This window comes from Mesorhizobium sp. (assembly GCF_004963255.1).
In the GTDB taxonomy this organism is placed as follows: domain Bacteria; phylum Pseudomonadota; class Alphaproteobacteria; order Rhizobiales; family Rhizobiaceae; genus Mesorhizobium.
In genome coordinates, this window is the sequence record NZ_SUGA01000023.1 from 1 (window position 1) to 16,430 (window position 16,430).

Annotated in this window: 11 protein-coding genes and 1 tRNA gene; 8 read left to right on the forward strand and 4 right to left on the reverse strand. The window is 64.1% G+C overall.

What is annotated here, in order from left to right:
* Positions 1-88: 88 nt before the first annotated feature.
* The gene (locus E5X34_RS21440) at positions 89-4,129 is read right to left on the reverse strand and encodes a PAS domain S-box protein (RefSeq protein WP_292568660.1); all 4,041 of its coding nucleotides are present in this window, start codon (positions 4,127-4,129) and stop codon (positions 89-91) included.
* 271 nt (positions 4,130-4,400) lie between these two features.
* Between E5X34_RS21440 and E5X34_RS21445 the strand changes: the two genes are divergently transcribed.
* On the forward strand, positions 4,401-4,868 hold the full coding sequence (locus tag E5X34_RS21445; RefSeq protein ID WP_292568662.1) for a phasin: 468 nt from the start codon (positions 4,401-4,403) through the stop codon (positions 4,866-4,868).
* A gap of 337 nt (positions 4,869-5,205) precedes the next feature.
* Positions 5,206-5,282 (forward strand) — tRNA-His (locus E5X34_RS21450).
* A 307-nt stretch (positions 5,283-5,589) separates the two neighbouring features.
* Here the strand turns inward: E5X34_RS21450 and E5X34_RS21455 are convergent.
* Genes E5X34_RS21455 through E5X34_RS21465 form a run of 3 tightly spaced genes read right to left on the reverse strand, consistent with a single transcriptional unit; the run spans position 5,590 to position 9,147 of the window.
* A complete protein-coding gene (locus tag E5X34_RS21455; RefSeq protein WP_292568664.1) occupies positions 5,590-6,405 on the reverse strand; it encodes an alpha/beta hydrolase in 816 nt (271 codons plus the stop codon).
* Between the two features lie 8 nt (positions 6,406-6,413).
* A complete protein-coding gene (locus E5X34_RS21460; protein ID WP_292568666.1) occupies positions 6,414-7,901 on the reverse strand; it encodes an NAD-dependent succinate-semialdehyde dehydrogenase in 1,488 nt (495 codons plus the stop codon).
* 19 nt (positions 7,902-7,920) lie between these two features.
* A complete protein-coding gene (locus E5X34_RS21465; RefSeq protein WP_292568668.1) occupies positions 7,921-9,147 on the reverse strand; it encodes an iron-containing alcohol dehydrogenase in 1,227 nt (408 codons plus the stop codon).
* Positions 9,148-9,365: 218 nt separating this feature from the next.
* Between E5X34_RS21465 and E5X34_RS21470 the strand changes: the two genes are divergently transcribed.
* The 6 genes from E5X34_RS21470 (at position 9,366) to E5X34_RS21495 (ending at position 16,038) form a co-directional block, all read left to right on the forward strand.
* Entirely contained in the window at positions 9,366-10,064 is a 699-nt protein-coding gene (locus E5X34_RS21470; RefSeq protein ID WP_292568670.1) for a GntR family transcriptional regulator, read from the forward strand.
* An 8-nt stretch (positions 10,065-10,072) separates the two neighbouring features.
* The gene (locus tag E5X34_RS21475; RefSeq protein ID WP_292568671.1) at positions 10,073-11,647 is read left to right on the forward strand and encodes a sugar ABC transporter ATP-binding protein; all 1,575 of its coding nucleotides are present in this window, start codon (positions 10,073-10,075) and stop codon (positions 11,645-11,647) included.
* Entirely contained in the window at positions 11,644-12,636 is a 993-nt protein-coding gene (locus E5X34_RS21480) for an ABC transporter permease (protein ID WP_292568673.1), read from the forward strand. The genes E5X34_RS21475 and E5X34_RS21480 overlap by 4 nt, the downstream gene beginning before the upstream one ends.
* Positions 12,637-12,697: 61 nt before the next feature.
* Positions 12,698-13,648, forward strand: coding sequence for a substrate-binding domain-containing protein (locus tag E5X34_RS21485; RefSeq protein ID WP_292568675.1), 951 nt, complete (start codon positions 12,698-12,700; stop codon positions 13,646-13,648).
* A 76-nt stretch (positions 13,649-13,724) separates the two neighbouring features.
* Entirely contained in the window at positions 13,725-14,318 is a 594-nt protein-coding gene (locus tag E5X34_RS21490) for a DJ-1/PfpI family protein (protein WP_112130067.1), read from the forward strand.
* A 319-nt stretch (positions 14,319-14,637) separates the two neighbouring features.
* Positions 14,638-16,038: an NAD(P)-dependent oxidoreductase gene (locus E5X34_RS21495; protein WP_292568677.1), complete on the forward strand. Its 1,401-nt coding sequence runs from the start codon at positions 14,638-14,640 to the stop codon at positions 16,036-16,038.
* Positions 16,039-16,430: the final 392 nt, after the last annotated feature.

Consider the following 16,430-nt stretch of genomic DNA (forward strand, 5'->3'; position numbering starts at 1 on the left):
AGCCTGCCATGACCGCCCTCTCTCAGCGAATTTGCAGAACTCTCAGCACACTACCTTTTTCTTTGGCCGAAACTGATCCAGGGCGATCTTATTCGGCAAGCACGCGGGTCGAGGGGAAGGCGACCTCGACCAGGGTTCCTTCGCCTGGCGTCGAGGTGATGGCGAAGCGGGCGCGGTTCGCCTCCACCATGGCCTTGGTGAGGGGCAGGCCGAGGCCAGTGCCGTCGCCGCGTCCGCGCTTCAGCGCATTGATCTGCTTGAACGGCTTCAGCGCCTGCTCGATCTCGGCCGGGGTCATGCCGATGCCGGTATCGCGCACGCGCATGACGACATCGCCTGAGGCTTCGTAAGCGGTCGAGACGATCACCTGGCCGCCGGCCTGGGTGTAGCGGATGGCGTTGGACAGGATGTTGAGGGCGATCTGGCGCACGCTTCGCAAATCCGCCACCACTTCCGGCAGCCGCGAGGCGAAGCTGGAGCGGATGATGACGCGTTCACGATTGGCCTGCGGCTGCATCATCGCCACCGTCTCTGCCAGCGTGTCGTTGAGCGACACCGCCTCGTAATCCATCTCCTGCTGCCCGGCCTCGATCTTCGAGATGTCGAGCAGGTCGTTGACGAGGTCAAGCACGTGATTGCCTGACCGGTTGATGTCGCGCAGGTAGTCGCGATAGCGGTCATTGGCGATCGGACCGAATTTCTCGTCCACCATCAGCTCGGAAAAGCCGATGATGGCGTTGAGCGGCGTGCGGATCTCATGGCTGATGCGCGCCAGGAAATCCGTCTTCTGCGAGGACGCGCGCTCGGCAACCGCGCGTGCCTGGGTCAGGTCTTCCTCGGCCCGCTTCCATTGCGTGATGTCGCGCACCACGGCGCAGAAGCCGCTGTCGTTCGGCAGCCTGCCGATGGTCATGAACAGCGGGATGAAACGTCCCTGCGCCTCGCGGCCGATGACCTCGCGGCCGTCATTCAAGACGCTCGCCACGCCCGGCTCCGAAAGGCCCGCGAGATAGTCGCGCGCCGCGCGCTGGCTTTCGATGGCGAACAGCGAGGCAAAGGGCTTGCCCGCGACCTCGTCGCTGTCGAAGCCGAACAGGGCTTCCGCCGGCCGGCTGATCGAGCGGATGTTGCCGTCGCGGCCGATCAGCACGACGCCATCCGTGGCGGTGTCGATGATGGTGCGCATCTCGGCGATGCGCGATTTCAATTCCGGCACGTCCGGCTGCAGCGCCGGTTCGTCATTGGCGGCGGTGAAATGCGCCGCATCGTCCTCGCCGGAGCGCCGCACCACCAGCATCAGCGCCTTGCCGCCCCGCCATGGCACCGAGCGAAGCAGGGCTTCGATCGGAAATTCCTGGCCCTGGCGGCTCTTGAGCTTCAGCGAGTGGTCACTTTCGTCCGCGGCCGCATCCTCGGCATAGGGATCGGCAAACAGCGCGCCCAGGCCACCCGCATCCGCGAGGTCGTCCAGCGCATCGTAGCCGGTGAGCTCGAGGAAGGCGTCGTTGGCGTAATGGAGCTCGTCACCCGAATGGATCAGCAACGGCACCGGCAGCCTGGCGAGGATGGACGTATCGGGCGCCTTGGCATCCTCTCCGGTCGAAAAAGCGGAGGGCACAAAGCCTGCGAGCTTGAGTGGCGGCACGTCCAGGCGTGGCCGCGCCGGCGTTACGGTCTCCGGTTCTTCCGCGGCCGTCGCAGCGTCGGCGTCGGAGCCGGCCCAATCCTCGCTGTCTTGTGCATCGCGGAAATCGTCGGCGGTCATGCTGTCATCGTCCGCCGCCGCATCGCGAGCCGGCCTTTCGGCGACCGGCTCGGTCGCTGGCCGTTCGACCGGCTGCCGCGCCCCGGTACGCTCGGTCGCCTGCTGGGTGGCCGCTGCCTGGCTGTCCTCGGAAGCAGGTTCGACGCCGGCTTCTTCCCCGGATTTCTCACCATCGGCGTAGCTGAGCAGCGAGCCGGAAGCGGCCGGCGTCACGGTCTTGCCGGCGTCGTCCGTCGCGGCGGCGTCATCGATACCGTCGAGCCTCGCCAGGTCTTCCTGGTCTTCCGCCTCGGTCTGTGCTTCAGCAGTCTCCGCATCAGCCTTCGCCTTGGCGGTTTCCGAGGCTTCCGGCGCGGGTGCCGGCATCGCTTCCTGCGCGGGGTTCTCGTGCGCCGCCCCCTCAAGCGTCGTTGGCTGGTTTGCCTCGGCCTTCGTTGCGACGGCGGGCTCTTTCGCTGTTGCTTCGCCCTTGCCGGCAACAACCGCATCGGCCTGCTTGCCGGCTTCGGCGGCGCCCGGCTCGGCAGGCAGGGAATTGTCCTTGCGCAGCCGCTCGCCGATCTCGCGGAACGCGCTGCGCTCGAGGATCGACAGGCTCTTCTGACTTGCGAGCGTGTCGCTCCCCGGCTGCTTGTCGTTGGCCGGCTGGCGGTGCTCGGCCAGCCTTATCACCTTGTCGGCGAAGCGCCTCTCCGGCTTCGGCACGATGCTCAGCGCCGGCACTTCGCCCTGGAACGGATCTGCGGGCTTTGGCTGTTCCGGCTGCGCCTGCTCCGCGGCTGGCTGCTCGACCGACGGCTCGCTCCCGGCAGGCGCGGCATTGGGCACCAGCGCCATTCCGAGCGCTTCGGGATCGACCACGGCATCGGCCGGGCGCGCGACGCCGAAGCCGCGAAAACCCTCGAAGGCGCGGCTGCGGCCATAGACGGGCAGCGCCGCCAGATCGACCGGGATCTTCAGATCGGTTCCGGCCACCGGCCACAGCACCGATCGGCCTGACCAGGTGTCGCGCCGTTCGAGCAGACCGGCGATCTCGCCGGAGGTGTCGAGGCCGAAGATGGTGGCGACGTCCTTGAAGCGGCGGCCGATCACATCGGCGGCGGGCTGGCCGACGATGTCTGCGAATTCGGGCGACAACGCGCTGAATTTGCCGTCGGCGTCGGTGCGCCAGACGAAGCGCAAGGGCGGCGCCGAACGGTCTATGCCGCGGGGCAGGGCTGGCCGTGACGACATGAGGGTTTCGCGCGCGTCCGTCTCGCCAATACCCGGCCGCAGGCCTTCGACCGCGACGGCCTCCTTCGGCTCATCCTTTGCCGGCGCTGCCGGTAGAGCTTGCCCGGCGTTATCGTCGCCGGCGTTGAAATACCAATGGTCATGCTGGCCGGCGCCGGCGTCCGAAGCCTGTTGGCTGGGCTCGGCGGCATCCGCCTGATGATCGGTCCGGGCAGGCTGCTGGCCGGCCTTGACCCGGCTTCCGCCGTCAGTCTGCGCATCGCCCTCAGGGCGCTCCGGGACCGGCTCGGCCCGTTCGCCAGCCGTCACGACCGGCGCGGGGTTGTTGTCCTGGACCGGCCGGGGTTCGGGCTCGGCGGCCAGGCTTTCACCCGACAGCGTGGCCGCCACGGTGCCTGGCGCCGCGACTTGCTCACCATCGGGCCGATCGCCCTGGCCAGCGGCCGGCTGTTCGCCTTGGCCGCCGTCGAGCTGGTCCTCATCGATCACCACCAGCAGATGCCGTGTGTCGGTGAGCCGCGCGAAACCGGCCGGGTAGGAAGTGCCACTGCCAGGCACAAGGCGCTTGACGACGCGGTCGCCGCTGCTTGCCACATCCGCAACCAGCGCAGCCAGGGTCCGCGGCTCGATGCCGAGCGCCGCGAAACCGTCCGAGGCTGCTTCGATGCCGCCTTGCGCGTCGACGAAAGCGATGAAATGCCCTGCCTCGGTGAAGCCGCCGATGGCGCGGCTGGCGATCTCGCCGGCGCTGCGGGAGCTGGTCTGCGCCGCCGGCACCGCCAGCATGATTGCCTTCTCGCCGTCCGGCATCGTCACGGCGCTGGCCAGGAAACCTAGGGCACGGCTCACCATGCCCGTGGCCAGCCTCACCGTGATGGCGCGGTCGTGGCCAATCTCGGGGAAACCGCTCGTCGCCATGATCTGCCGCCTGGCAATCAGCGGCAGCCGCGCCGATGCGCCGATGATGGCCTCGATATCCGGATAGCCGAACACCGAGGCCCCCGGTCCGTTCGCCCAGATCACCTGCTCGAGATCGGCCGACAAAATGGCCAGGGCGTCGCCGGCGGCAAAGCGCTGGCGCACCGCGTCGAGCACGGCGACGTCGAGGAAGGAGTAGTTTTCAGGCGGCATGCGCTGGGCAACCCTCCGAAGCGGGCATTTCAGTTAACGCTTTGTTAATAAAAGCCCGCGGTCCGAAGGTCCACAAGCCCTGGCTTGCATAGGTCGGAATCTCTGGGCTCTTGGTTAACGGCCCAGCGGCTGACGCTACGGTTGCCGTGAAGGAAGATTCTTATGGTGCAGTGCAACAAAGATGTTGCAACGCACAAAAAAACCTTTATATTGCCACCATACATGAACGAGACGGCTTTCTGTCAAAGCCGCTATCCGAAAAGGTTGGAAAATGTCCAAGACCACCGCTAAGACCGCTGCCGAGACCATCGAAAACGTTGAATTCCCGAGCTTCGACGCTTCCAAGGCCACCGACCAGATCCGCGCCTTCGCCGAGAAGGGCGTCGAGCAGTCGAAAGAGGCCTATGCCAAGCTGAAGACCGGCGCCGAAGAGACCCAGAAGGTTCTGGAGTCGACTTACGAGACCGCCAAGGCCGTCTCCAGCGACGTTTCGCTCAAGACGATCGCCGCGCTGCGCGCCAATGCCGAGGCCGGCTTCTCGCACCTTGAAGCCCTGGTCGGCGCCAAGACCCTTTCGGAAGTCGTCGAGCTGCAGACCGCTTTCCTGCGCAAGCGCGCCGAAATGGCCGTGGAACAGGCCAAGGAGTTCCAGGCCGTTGCCACCAAGGCGGTCGAGGACGTCTCCAAGCCGGTCAAGAGCGCCTTCGAGAAGGCGATGAAGGACGTCAAGGCTGCCTAATTTTCGTGCACAACTGTGCGCTGCATCAAAACGTCGCATTTCGTCAGACAAATAGTTATGCGATAGAGTTGATTAACCAGATACCCGGAAGCGGAACCTCCTCCCTCTGTTTCCGGGGTGACCAGCCAGCACCTCCTCCCGCTGGCTCGTAACAGGAAAAGGCCGGCACCTCCTCCCGCCGGCCTTTTCTTTTTGTCCAATGATAAGCTGCGACGGAGGACAACCCGTTCTTTGCCTTATCAAGGGCCTTGAATTAGAATCCGATAGCCCGTATTGGACGCATCGCCAACGATGGAGCGCATCCTCAGGATTCCTGGATAGCGCTCGCCTGGAATGTGCCGTTGTAGCTCAGTTGGTTAGAGCACCAGATTGTGGATCTGGGGGTCGCTGGTTCGAGCCCAGCCAACGGTACCATCGCCTTCCCGCGTAAGTAGCTGATTTTAGATTTAAATTACAAGGTTCGATCGTAAGCTTCGGATCTGCTTGCGATTTGCTCAACAAATTCTGCGCCCTATTTTGGTGCAACGGATGGTAGGGACGAACGCGCGAAGAGCGCGCTCTGGTCGCTGCTTCCTCCTCCATCATAACGGCCTACTGCGATCGCGCACCTTTCGATCCGGATTTGCCCGTCGCCGTCCATGGAAGTCCTTGAGCAGGACGCGTCATAACGTTGATGGATCACGTTCGTGAAGCTCTCTTATCGCTGGCGGCGATATGGCCTTCATACGCCCAGCAGGCGAGCCAGGGATGATGCGGCCCCGGTGCTGGCGATGCCAAGGTCGCGGACGCTGCTCATGTGATTGGTCCCTGCAAGGCTTGTACGCGAAACGAGCAGCCCTTGCCGTTGGAGATTCTCTGCGAAAGCGGCGCCCTGGCTGTGGAAGGGCGGCGTTTCCTCGGAGCCGACGGATATCTCGACCGCCACGCCCGGATCGAAGCGATGACTTATCGGCGAGAACCGCTCAACCTCGTCGTCGGTGATCGCGATCTCGGCCGCGAGAAACGACTCCTGCAACGGTCTTAGATCGTAGATGCCGCCGAGCAGGAGCGCGCTTTTGACGCCTGAAGGCTGGGTGTTGTCGTCAAAGAGCATCGTCGCGAGATGCGCGCCGGCGGAATGGCCGCTTACCGTCAGTCGGCCGGGATCGCCGCCATAGCTCGCGATGTGGTCATGTATCCATTGCCTCGCGCGGCGTATTTGATCGACGATCGTCGCCATTCTCACGCTCGGCATTAATGCGTAATCCACGATGACGGCAATCGCCCCGGCGTTAGTGACGGTGTCTGCCACGTAGGAATAGTCGCGCTTGGAGAACATGCGCCAGTAGCCGCCATGAATGAACATGTGAACCGGCAGGCGATCGCGTTCGCCTTGCGGGAAGAACAGGTCGACGGTTTCCGTGCCGTCCGGTCCGTAAGGCACGTCGGCGGCCATCGGTACCTTGGCCCTGGTCTCGGCGCTGCGCCGGACGATCTCGGCGACGATGTCGTCGAACTCGGGGACATGGTCGCGAATGCGGAATGGATCTTTCGCCATCTGTCTCATCAGATCGTCACGGCGATGTATTTCGCCTCCATGAACTCGGCGATGCCGTGCTTCTGGCCGCCCTCGCGCCCAAGCCCGCTCTGCTTGACGCCGCCGAAGGGCGCGGCAGGGTCCGACATCAGACCGCGATTGAGCGCGATCATGCCGGACTCGATCTTCGACGCCATGCGCATGCCTTTGGCAAGATCGCGCGTGTAGATGTAGGCGGCAAGGCCGTACTCGGTGTCGTTCGCCCTTGCGATGACCTCCGCCTCGTCCTCGAAGCGGCTGATCGGTGCCACCGGACCGAATATCTCCTCGTGAGCCATGGCGGCGTCGGCCGGCACGTCACTCAGCACCGTGGGCGGGTAGAAAAATCCTCGGCCTTCGGCGATCGCGCCGCCGCACAGAACCTTGGCGCCGCGCGCGACCGCGTCCTGGACGAGCCGATCGATCTTGTCCACGGCTTTCCTGGTGATCATCGGCCCGCATTCGGTGTCCGAATTCGTGCCGGGGCCGATTGTCAGCGCCGCCATGCGTTTGCGCAGGCCTTCGGCGAATGCGTCATGGATGCCCGCCTGGACGTAGAGCCTGTTGGCCGCCGTGCAGGCCTCTCCGGCGTTGCGCATCTTGGCGATCATCGCGCCGTCGAGCGCCGCTTCCAGGTCGGCGTCGTCGAGCACGATGAAGGGGGCGTTGCCGCCAAGTTCCATCGAGCAGGAAATGACATGCTTCGCCGCCTCGGCAAGAAGCACGCGGCCGATGCCGGTCGAGCCGGTGAAGGAGAGCTTCCGCACCCGCGCGTCGGCCAGCATGGCCGCGGTCACCGGCCCCGGATTCGAAGTGGTGATGACGTTGACGACGCCCGGCGGCACGCCGGCTTCCTCGTAGAGGGCGGCAAGCGCGTAGGCCGTCAGCGGCGTCTCGCTGGCCGGCTTCAGGATGACGGTGCAGCCGGCGGCAAGCGCCGGCGCGATCTTGCGCGTGGCCATCGCCGCCGGGAAATTCCATGGCGTTATCAGAATGCAAATGCCGATGGGCTGGTAGTCGACCACGATCCGGTTAGCGCCCGACGGCGCAAGGCCGAACTCGCCGCTGATGCGAACCGCTTCCTCCGCGTTCCAGCGGAAGAACTCGGCCGCGTAGGCGACTTCGCCGCGCGCGTCGCGCAGGGCCTTGCCGTTCTCCAGCGAAATCAACGCGGCCAAGGTCTCGGCACGTTCGGTCATCAGCTCGAAGCAGCGCCTCAGGATCTCCGACCGCTTGCGCGGCGGGGTCTCGCGCCAGCCGGCCGCCGCCTGTGCCGCCGCCTCGACGGCCGCCGCCGCGTCGGCGAGCGTCGCGTCCGGAACCGCGGCGATCACAGCCTCGGTCGATGGGTCGACCACTTCGATGACGCGGCCGTCGGAGGAGGGTCGCCATTTCCCGCCGATGTAAAGGCCTTGCGAGAACGGGATGTATTCGGACATGTCGGAATCCTGATCGACTGTTGGGTGGGAAATGTTCATTGCAATCGGGCTCCTTCCCTCACATTGCCGCGGCCGACATGTCGCCGCTGTAAGCAGCCCTGACCAGGCGCTGCATCGCGGGCAGGTCGAAGGGGCGGGGATTGTTCTTGATCAGCCGGTCGATGCCGAGCGCCTGTTCCGCCGTCCAGTCGATCTTGTCCTCGGCAAGGCCGAGATCTGCCAGCGTCCGGGTGATGCCGATGGCGTTGAACAGTCGCGCCACTTCCGTGATCGTGGCGTCGGCCAGCAGATCGGCGTTACGGTCTTGGCGCGGCAGCCCAAGCGCAAGGCCGATTTCCGCGATATCCGAGGTTGCCGCCGGCAGGTTGTAGCGCATCACATAGGGGAGCATCGTCGCGACGCCCAGGCCATGCGGCGTGTGGGTGAGCGCGCCGACCGGATACTGCACCGCATGGGCGGCGGCGGTTCCCGCGGTGCCGAAGGCGCAGCCGGCGGCCAGCGCTCCCATCATGACATCGGCCCGTGCATTCTCGTTCGACCCGTCGCGATAGGCTGCTTCGAGGCTGCGGCCGAGGAGCCTGATCGCCAGAAGGGCGAAATGATCGGTCAGCGCGCTCTTACCGACGAAGACATGGCGTTGCGGCAGATCGGCATCGGCGCCGCGTCTTGCCGCGGTGAAGGCCTCGATCGCATGCGTCAGCGCGTCCGCGCCGGCGATGGCGGTCAGTGATGGCGGGCAGCTCGCCGTCAGGTCCGGATCGCACAGAGCGACCGCGGCGATGAGATGCGGGCTGGAGATGCCGACCTTCAGCGTCCGCTCCGGGTCGGAGATCACCGCGACGGGAGTGACTTCGGAACCAGTGCCGGCCGTGGTCGGCACAGCGATAAGGGGAAGGGTGGGGCCCGGCACCTTGAACTCGCCATAGTAATCCTGGAGCTTGCCGCCATGGCTGATGAGCAGCCCGGCGCATTTGGCCATGTCGAGGCAACTGCCGCCGCCGACGCCGATCACCATGTCCGGCCTGAATCCCTTCGCCTCCGCGATACAGGCGCCGACGCTGTCGCGCGGCACGTCCGGCAAGGTGCGGTCGTAGACGAGCGTATCAATCCCGGCAGCCTTCAACCCACCGAGCATCTCGATGAACTCGGACGTTCCGGCGAGCCTTTCGTCGGTGCAGATGAATGCGCGCCGGCCATATCGCCCGGCAATCGCCGGCAGCGCATGGCGCTGGCCCTTGCCGAAGAGGATTTCGCGCGGCAGGCGCGCGGCTGCAAAGAGGGTCATGGATCGAGATCTTTCGAAAGAGACTGATGGAAAAGTTCGTGTTCGTCGGTAGATCGGCCTTCAATTTCGCAGGCCGGCGCTTTTGTCGGCTTTCGTGCCCTGCGTCGTTGAATGCGGGCGATAGGCATCCGTTCGTATCCTCTATAAAATCGTATAGGATATCCTATTGAATTGGCCGGAGCATCATGTTAGGGCTTGCTCCTGTCAAGAGGTAACCGATGGAAAATCCCGACCTGACGGTTGAAACCGAAGCTCGCTCAAGCGGTCGCATCCAGCGCGCCAACAGCTTGGCGGGCGACGTTTACGAAGCAATCTTCGCGCAGTTGATGTCGCTGAAGATTCCGCCGGGATCACGCATTACCGTCGACAACCTTGTCAGGGAATTCGACGTCTCACACACGCCTATCCGCGAAGCGCTCGGGCGGTTGGAGGGCGAGGGCCTAGTGGTCAAGACCCACCTGATCGGCTATCGCGCGGCCCCGCAAATCACCCGGCGCCGGTTCGATGAGCTTTACGAACTGCGCCTTCTGTTGGAGCCCGCTGCCGCCGCCAAGGCTACCGCAACGCTGGATGAAGAGCGCCTCGCGGTGTTGCAGGAAGCGGCAGGCGTGATGGCCCGGCGGGTAGGGAAGGACGAGCGCCTGCGCTATTCCAACTTCGCGCGGCAGGACGCGATCTTCCACGACAAGATCATGGAGTTCGCGCAGAACGAGCTCATCCGGGAGACGCTGAACCACCAGCACACGCACTTCCACATCTTCCGCCTGATGTACCACTCGCGCGTCACCGAAGAAGCGCTGGATGAGCATGAGGCGATCCTCGCTGCTTTCGCGGCCGGCGACGCGCACGCCGCCGAAAAGGCGATGCATGTGCATATTGAGAATTCGCGGGACCGCCTCCTGCCCGCCTTCGAGTAACCGCTCCCATGTCCATTGCTGCTCGCATCGACGGAGATAGCGCTGTTGCGCCCGCAGCCGGCATATCGGTTGGCCCTGCGGTGCTGCGCGCCGAGGGGCTGTCCAAGCAGTACGGCGCCGTCACCGTGCTGTCGGATGTCACGCTCGATATCCAGCCCGGCGAGATTCATGCGATCATCGGCGAGAACGGCGCCGGTAAGTCGACATTCATGCGGCTGCTGTCCGGTTACATCGAGCCGACCGAAGGCACGTTGTCCATGGCGGGGCACCGGGTGCGCTTCAGCAGGCCGGACCAGGCTCAGGCCGCCGGCATCGCCCTGGTGCATCAGGAGATCCTGCTCGCCGATGCGCTGAGCGTCACCGACAATCTTTTCCTCGGTCGCGAGCTCACCAAGGGTGGTCTTGTCGATGATGCCCGCATGCGCCGCCTTGCTGCGGCAAAGCTCGCGGAACTGGGCTGCGAGGTCTCGGCCACGTCTCTCGTGCGCGACATCTCGCTGGCGGATCGCCAACTGGTGCAGATAGCCCGCGCCTTGCTCGACGAGCATCGGGTGGTGATCTTCGATGAGCCGACAGCCGTGCTGACGGGAGGAGAAGTCGAGCGTCTCCTCACCATCATCTTCGAACTCAAGGCACGCGGCATCGCGGTCCTCTATATCAGCCACCGGCTCGACGAGGTGCAGCGGCTGGCGGACAAGGTCAGTGTCCTGCGCGACGGCAAATTGGTTGGCACCTATCCTGGCCATACACTGACGCAGATCGACATGGCGCGGCTGATGGTGGGCCGCGAGCTCAACGCTCTTTATCCGCAAAAGCAGGCGACGCGGACAGATCAGCCGATGCTGAGCGTCCGCAACGCCGTGGTTCCAGGCTTCGTCGAGGACGTGTCGTTCACCGTGCATAAGGGCGAGATTCTGGGCTTCGCCGGAATGATCGGCGCCGGGCGAACGGAGCTGTTCGAAGGGATGCTCGGGCTGCGGCCGGGAACCGCTACGGTCGAACTCAACGGCGCTCCGGTACGCATACGCTCCCAGCGCGAAGCCATGGAAGCCGGCATCGGTTACCTAACCGAGGACCGCAAGGGCAAGGGCCTGCTCCTGCAGGAGCGTCTCGGGCCGAACCTCACTCTGTCCGCCCTCGCCAACTTCCATCCTGGCCTCATCGTAAGACGCGACCGCGAAGCGAGGGCCTTGGCGCAGGCAATCTCCAGCTACGACATCCGCCTGAAGAGCCTCGGCGTGCGGGCAGGGCAGCTCTCCGGCGGCAACCAGCAGAAGCTTCTGCTCGCCAAAGTGCTCCTGAGCGATCCGTCCGTCGTCATCATTGACGAGCCGACCCGCGGCATCGACATCGCCAACAAGGCGCAGATCTACGGCTTCATCCAGGATCTCGTGAGGCAGGGCAAAGCCTGCATCGTCATTTCCTCGGAGATGCAGGAACTGGTGGGCATCTGTGACCGCGTCATCGTCATGCGCGAGGGCAGGATCAGCGGCGAAGTCTCGGGCGAAACGATGACCGAGAGCAACATCGCGCTGCTGGCGACCAGCTCGCGTGCGCACGTCGCCCAGGGAGGAACAAAGTGACAGTGCTTACTCAGTCCGCGCCGGCGCGAACCGAGCGGCAATACCAATTCTCATGGGCCGACGCCGGCCCGTTCCTTGCTCTTGTGGCGCTGCTTGCGCTGGGATTCCTGGTCAACCCCGACTTCCTGTCCGTGACAAACCTCAGCAACGTGATCACGCGCAGCGCCTATGTCGCCATCATCGCCGTTGGCGCGACATTCGTCATCTCGTCGGGCGGCCTGGACCTGTCCGTGGGCTCGATGGTGGCTTTCATTGCCGGCATCACCATCATGTTCATGAACATGATGGCGCCGAGCCTCGGCCTCTGGGCCATTCCGGCAGGGATGGCGATCGCGGTCGTGACAGGGCTGCTGTGCGGCCTGGCGAATGGCGTCATCGTCACTGTCGGGAAGATCGAGCCGTTCATCGCCACGCTCGGCACCATGGGCATCTTCCGGGCGCTTATCACCTACATGACCAACGGCGGGACGATCCCGATCGACAAGTCGCTGCGCGAGGCATACCGGCCGGTCTATTTCGGAACCCTGGGCGGGATCCCAATTCCCATCCTGATCTCCGCGATCGTCGCGGTGCTTGGCGCCTTTGTCCTCTACAAGACCAAATACGGCCGCAGATGCGCCGCCGTCGGGGCCAACGAGGATGTGGCTCGCTACTCCGGCATCTCGGTCATCAAGACGCGCACCATTGCCTATGTCATCCAGGGAGCGTGCGTCGCCATCGCGGCCATCTGCTACGTGCCCAGGCTCGGCGCCGCCACGCCCACCACAGGACAGCTTTGGGAGTTGCAGGTCATCACCGCCGTCGTCATCGGCGGAACGGCGCTGCGCGGCGGCAAGGGACGCATCTGGGGCACGATCGCCGGCGCGGTGATCCTGGAGCTGATCGCCAACCTGATGGTGCTCTCCGACTTCGTTTCCGAATACCTCGTCGCCGCTGTTCAGGGCGTCATCATCATCATCGCCATGCTCGTGCAGCGCTTCTCCAAATAATCCGTCTCGGGACCGGGCGGATGCCTGTGTTTGATTGGTCCTCATCTCTGGGAGGTTTGTAATGTTCAGTAGAAAATGGTTTGCGGCCGTGGCCGTCGGCGCGCTTATGGTCGCCGGCCAGGCGCTGGCGGCCGACAAGAAGGTGGTCGCCGTGTCAATCCCGGCGGCGGACCATGGCTGGACGGCTGGCGTGGTCTATCACGCCCAGGCCGCCGCCAAGGAAATCAACGCGGCCTTTCCCGATGTCGAGGTGGTGGTGAAGACCTCGCCGTCCGCGGCCGATCAGGTCAGCGCGCTGGAGGACCTTTCCGCCAGCCGCAAGCTCGATGCGCTGGTCATCCTGCCCTACACGTCGGAGGAGCTGACCCAGCCGGTCAAGGCTATCAAGGACATGGGCACCTTCATCACCGTCGTCGACCGCGGCCTGACCGATGCCTCGATCCAGGACCTCTACCTGGCCGGCGACAACATCGCGGTCGGCGCCAACACGGCGAAGTTCATGATCGACAAGCTCGGCGGCAAGGGCGACATCGTCGTGCTGCGCGGCATCCCAACCGTGATCGACGACGAGCGCATCAAGGGTTTCCAGGACACGATCAAGGGCACCGGCATCCAGGTGCTCGACATCCAATACGCCCATTGGAACAGCGACGAGGCGTTCAAGCTGATGCAGGACTACCTCGCCAAATATCCGCATATCGATGCCGTCTGGGCCAATGACGACGACATGCTTCTCGGCGTGCTCGAGGCGGTCAAGCAGTCGGGCCGCACCGACATCAAGCTGGCGCTTGGCGGCAACGGCATGAAGGACATCGTCAAGAAGGTGATCGACGGTGACGCCGTGACGCCCGTCGAGACGCCTTATCCGCCTTCGATGATCAAGACGGCCGTCTACATGACTGTGGCGAACCTGATCGGCCAAGCGCCGGTCCGCGGCCACGTCAAGCTCGATGCGCCGCTGATCACGCAGGCCAATGCCAAGGAATACTACTTCCCGGATTCTCCCTTCTGACAATCGGCAAACCCAACTTTGCGACAGCCAGGGCGCGGCAGCGCCTTGGCATTCCCATAAATCGAAAGGACAAGTCATGCCAGCCAAGAAGATACTGATGCTGACCGGTGAGTTCACCGAGGAATACGAAATCTTTGTCTATCAGCAGGCGATGGAAGCCGTCGGTCACACCGTGCACGTCGTTTGCCCCGACAAGAATGCCGGCGACGTGATCAAGACCTCGCTGCACGATTTCGAGGGCGACCAGACCTATACCGAGAAGCTCGGCCACTATGCCCTCATCAACAAGACGTTCGCCGACGCGGAGAAGCAGCTCGACCAGTACGACGCCGTCTATTGCGCCGGCGGCCGCGGACCGGAATACATCCGCACCGACAAGCGCATCCAGGCGATGGTGCGTCATTTCCACGAAACGAAGAAACCGATCTTCACCATCTGCCACGGCGTGCAGATCCTGATCGCGGTCGATGGCGTCGTACGCGGCAAGAAGGTCGGCGCTTTGGCTGCCTGCGAGCCGGAGGTGACGCTCGCCGGCGGCACCTATATCGATCTGTCTCCGACGGAGGCCTATGTTGACGGCACGATGGTTTCCGCCAAGGGCTGGACGGCTCTCGCCGCCTTCATCCGGGAATGCCTGAAAGTGCTTGGCACGGAAATCCGGCACGGCTAGGACCTGGAACGCAGAAAGACTTGGAGCGGGTGGCCGGTTCTGGATGGAAGGCGCACCGCTCCAAGTAGAAACGATTGCAATCTTTCACTAGTCGAAGAGGGGCTGTTCTTCGACGCAGCCGAACCCCAGATTATCGAACCTGGAATCCGGCTGCCTTTCCGGCCGACCAAGCCGATGATCGGCCTGTCGCCGTTTAGAGCCGACAGATTCTAGACTCCTGCGGCAAATCTCTCGCTTGCGACCCGGATATGCCGTTTCACGCTGCTCCATCGCACAACGATTAGAGTAGCTGGAGACAGCTGCAGGGAAACGACGCCTCATGACATCGGCCAATATTCTGATCTGCGATTTTGTCGGCCTCCGGTTTGGGGCCGATGGCAATCCCGACCATAGCGAGGTCAAGGCCTACATCGAAGCCAAGGGTGGCGTGTTCCACCAGACAGGCATCGCCAAGGCCGGCGCGCTTGACCCCGGCAAGCTGCATTTCTTCTACCAGCCGCAATTGAGCACGCGCGACGAATTGCTGGCCGAGGCCGGCGACGGCCGCTACGACGCCGTCATCGCCGCCGCGACCTTCATTCCGGCAGAGACCAGGTTCCGCCTTGGCGGCGTGCGCATCGGCGCGGGCACCGGCAATATGGGCTCGGCATCCTGGGGCGGCGGCAGCGGAGAAGGCGGCGAAGCGCCTTTGATGAACACGCCCGGCATCAACAGCCGCGCCACCGCGCAGATGGCCATGAAGGCGCTGCTGAAAGTCAGGCCGGACCTGCCAGTGGACAGATTGAACAGTCTGGTCGCCGGGGGGCAGTTCGATACGGGAAAGGATCTGCGCCATTACCCGACCGAGAAGCTCGAGGGCAAAAGACTGGCGGTGATCGGCTATGGCAATATCGGCCGGGAATTCGCCAGGCTCGGCCAGGCCTTCGGCATGCGGGTCGCCATTCATGCGCGGCCCCGTCACCAAAAATGGATCGAGCTGGAAGGCTTCGACTACGCCGCAACCATGGAAGACGCGGCGCGCGGCGCCGACGCGCTTTCAGTCCACCTTGGCCTCGGCGCTTTCGACCCCGGCGCGCAACGATACGCCAACGCCGGACTGATCGGAGATGAAGCCCTCTCCCTCCTCAACCGGGGCGCCGTGCTTATCAATTATGATCGCGGCGAGTTGGTCGATGTTGCAGCGCTGGAGCGCGCGCTTGCGTCAGGGCGCATTTCCCATGCGGCGATCGATGCGGACCTGTTCAGGGACGGCGGCACGCTCTCCGGGCCGATGCTGCCCTATCTCAAATTGGTCGAAGCCTATGGCCCGCGGCTGGAGCTCCTCCCGCATGCCGCGGCCGACACCGATCATCCCTCTCGCGTCGCCGGCGCCAAGCAGGCGGTCGACCAGATACATGCGGTCATCACCGAGCGTCAGGTCACCAATCTGAAAGGCTCGTTGCCTCCGGGTTTCGTCGACATGGGAGCGAAAGTCCCTCCCGGTATCGGCGGCATTACGCCTAGGCACCTGGCAGTGCTCGCCGCGGACCAGGCGGTTGCCGCCGACCTGGCCGGTGCGAGCGCTGTCGTGGCCGGATTCTGGCAGCGTCTCCTGGCTGCCTCCGCGCAAGAACGGGAGGCGCTGCTCTTTTCGGAAGGCGAAGTCTTCGCCGAGGCGGCGAACCGGCTCTCCACCTTGCTGCGCAACCATCACCTTTCCGGGCCGTTCACGTCAAAATAATCCTCCGATTTCGCTCTCGGTCTCCAGCGAGCACCAACTCGTCCCAGATGCATTGCTGGCGCTCGACGCCGAAGGCGCCAGCGCTGCCATGCTGACGCATCTGAGGGCCATCGAGCGCAACCTTCTGGGAGGTAGCCGCGCGGATGACGGAGCCCCGAGTCGACATTGCAAGAGGATGTCACTATATAGCGCCTGCTCCGGCTCGGGCCGGGGCAGCGTTGACCGGGAAGCTGCGATACGGCTTGTGATGCAAAATGCGCGGTCGAAGTTAGAAAAAGGCAAGCGAAAACAACGACGACGGCCTTCTGTCGATCCCGGCCCACCATTCCATCATTCTCAATGATCTGAACGTGCACCTCGAACCCTTCCAATCCTGCGGCTCTGCGTCTCAT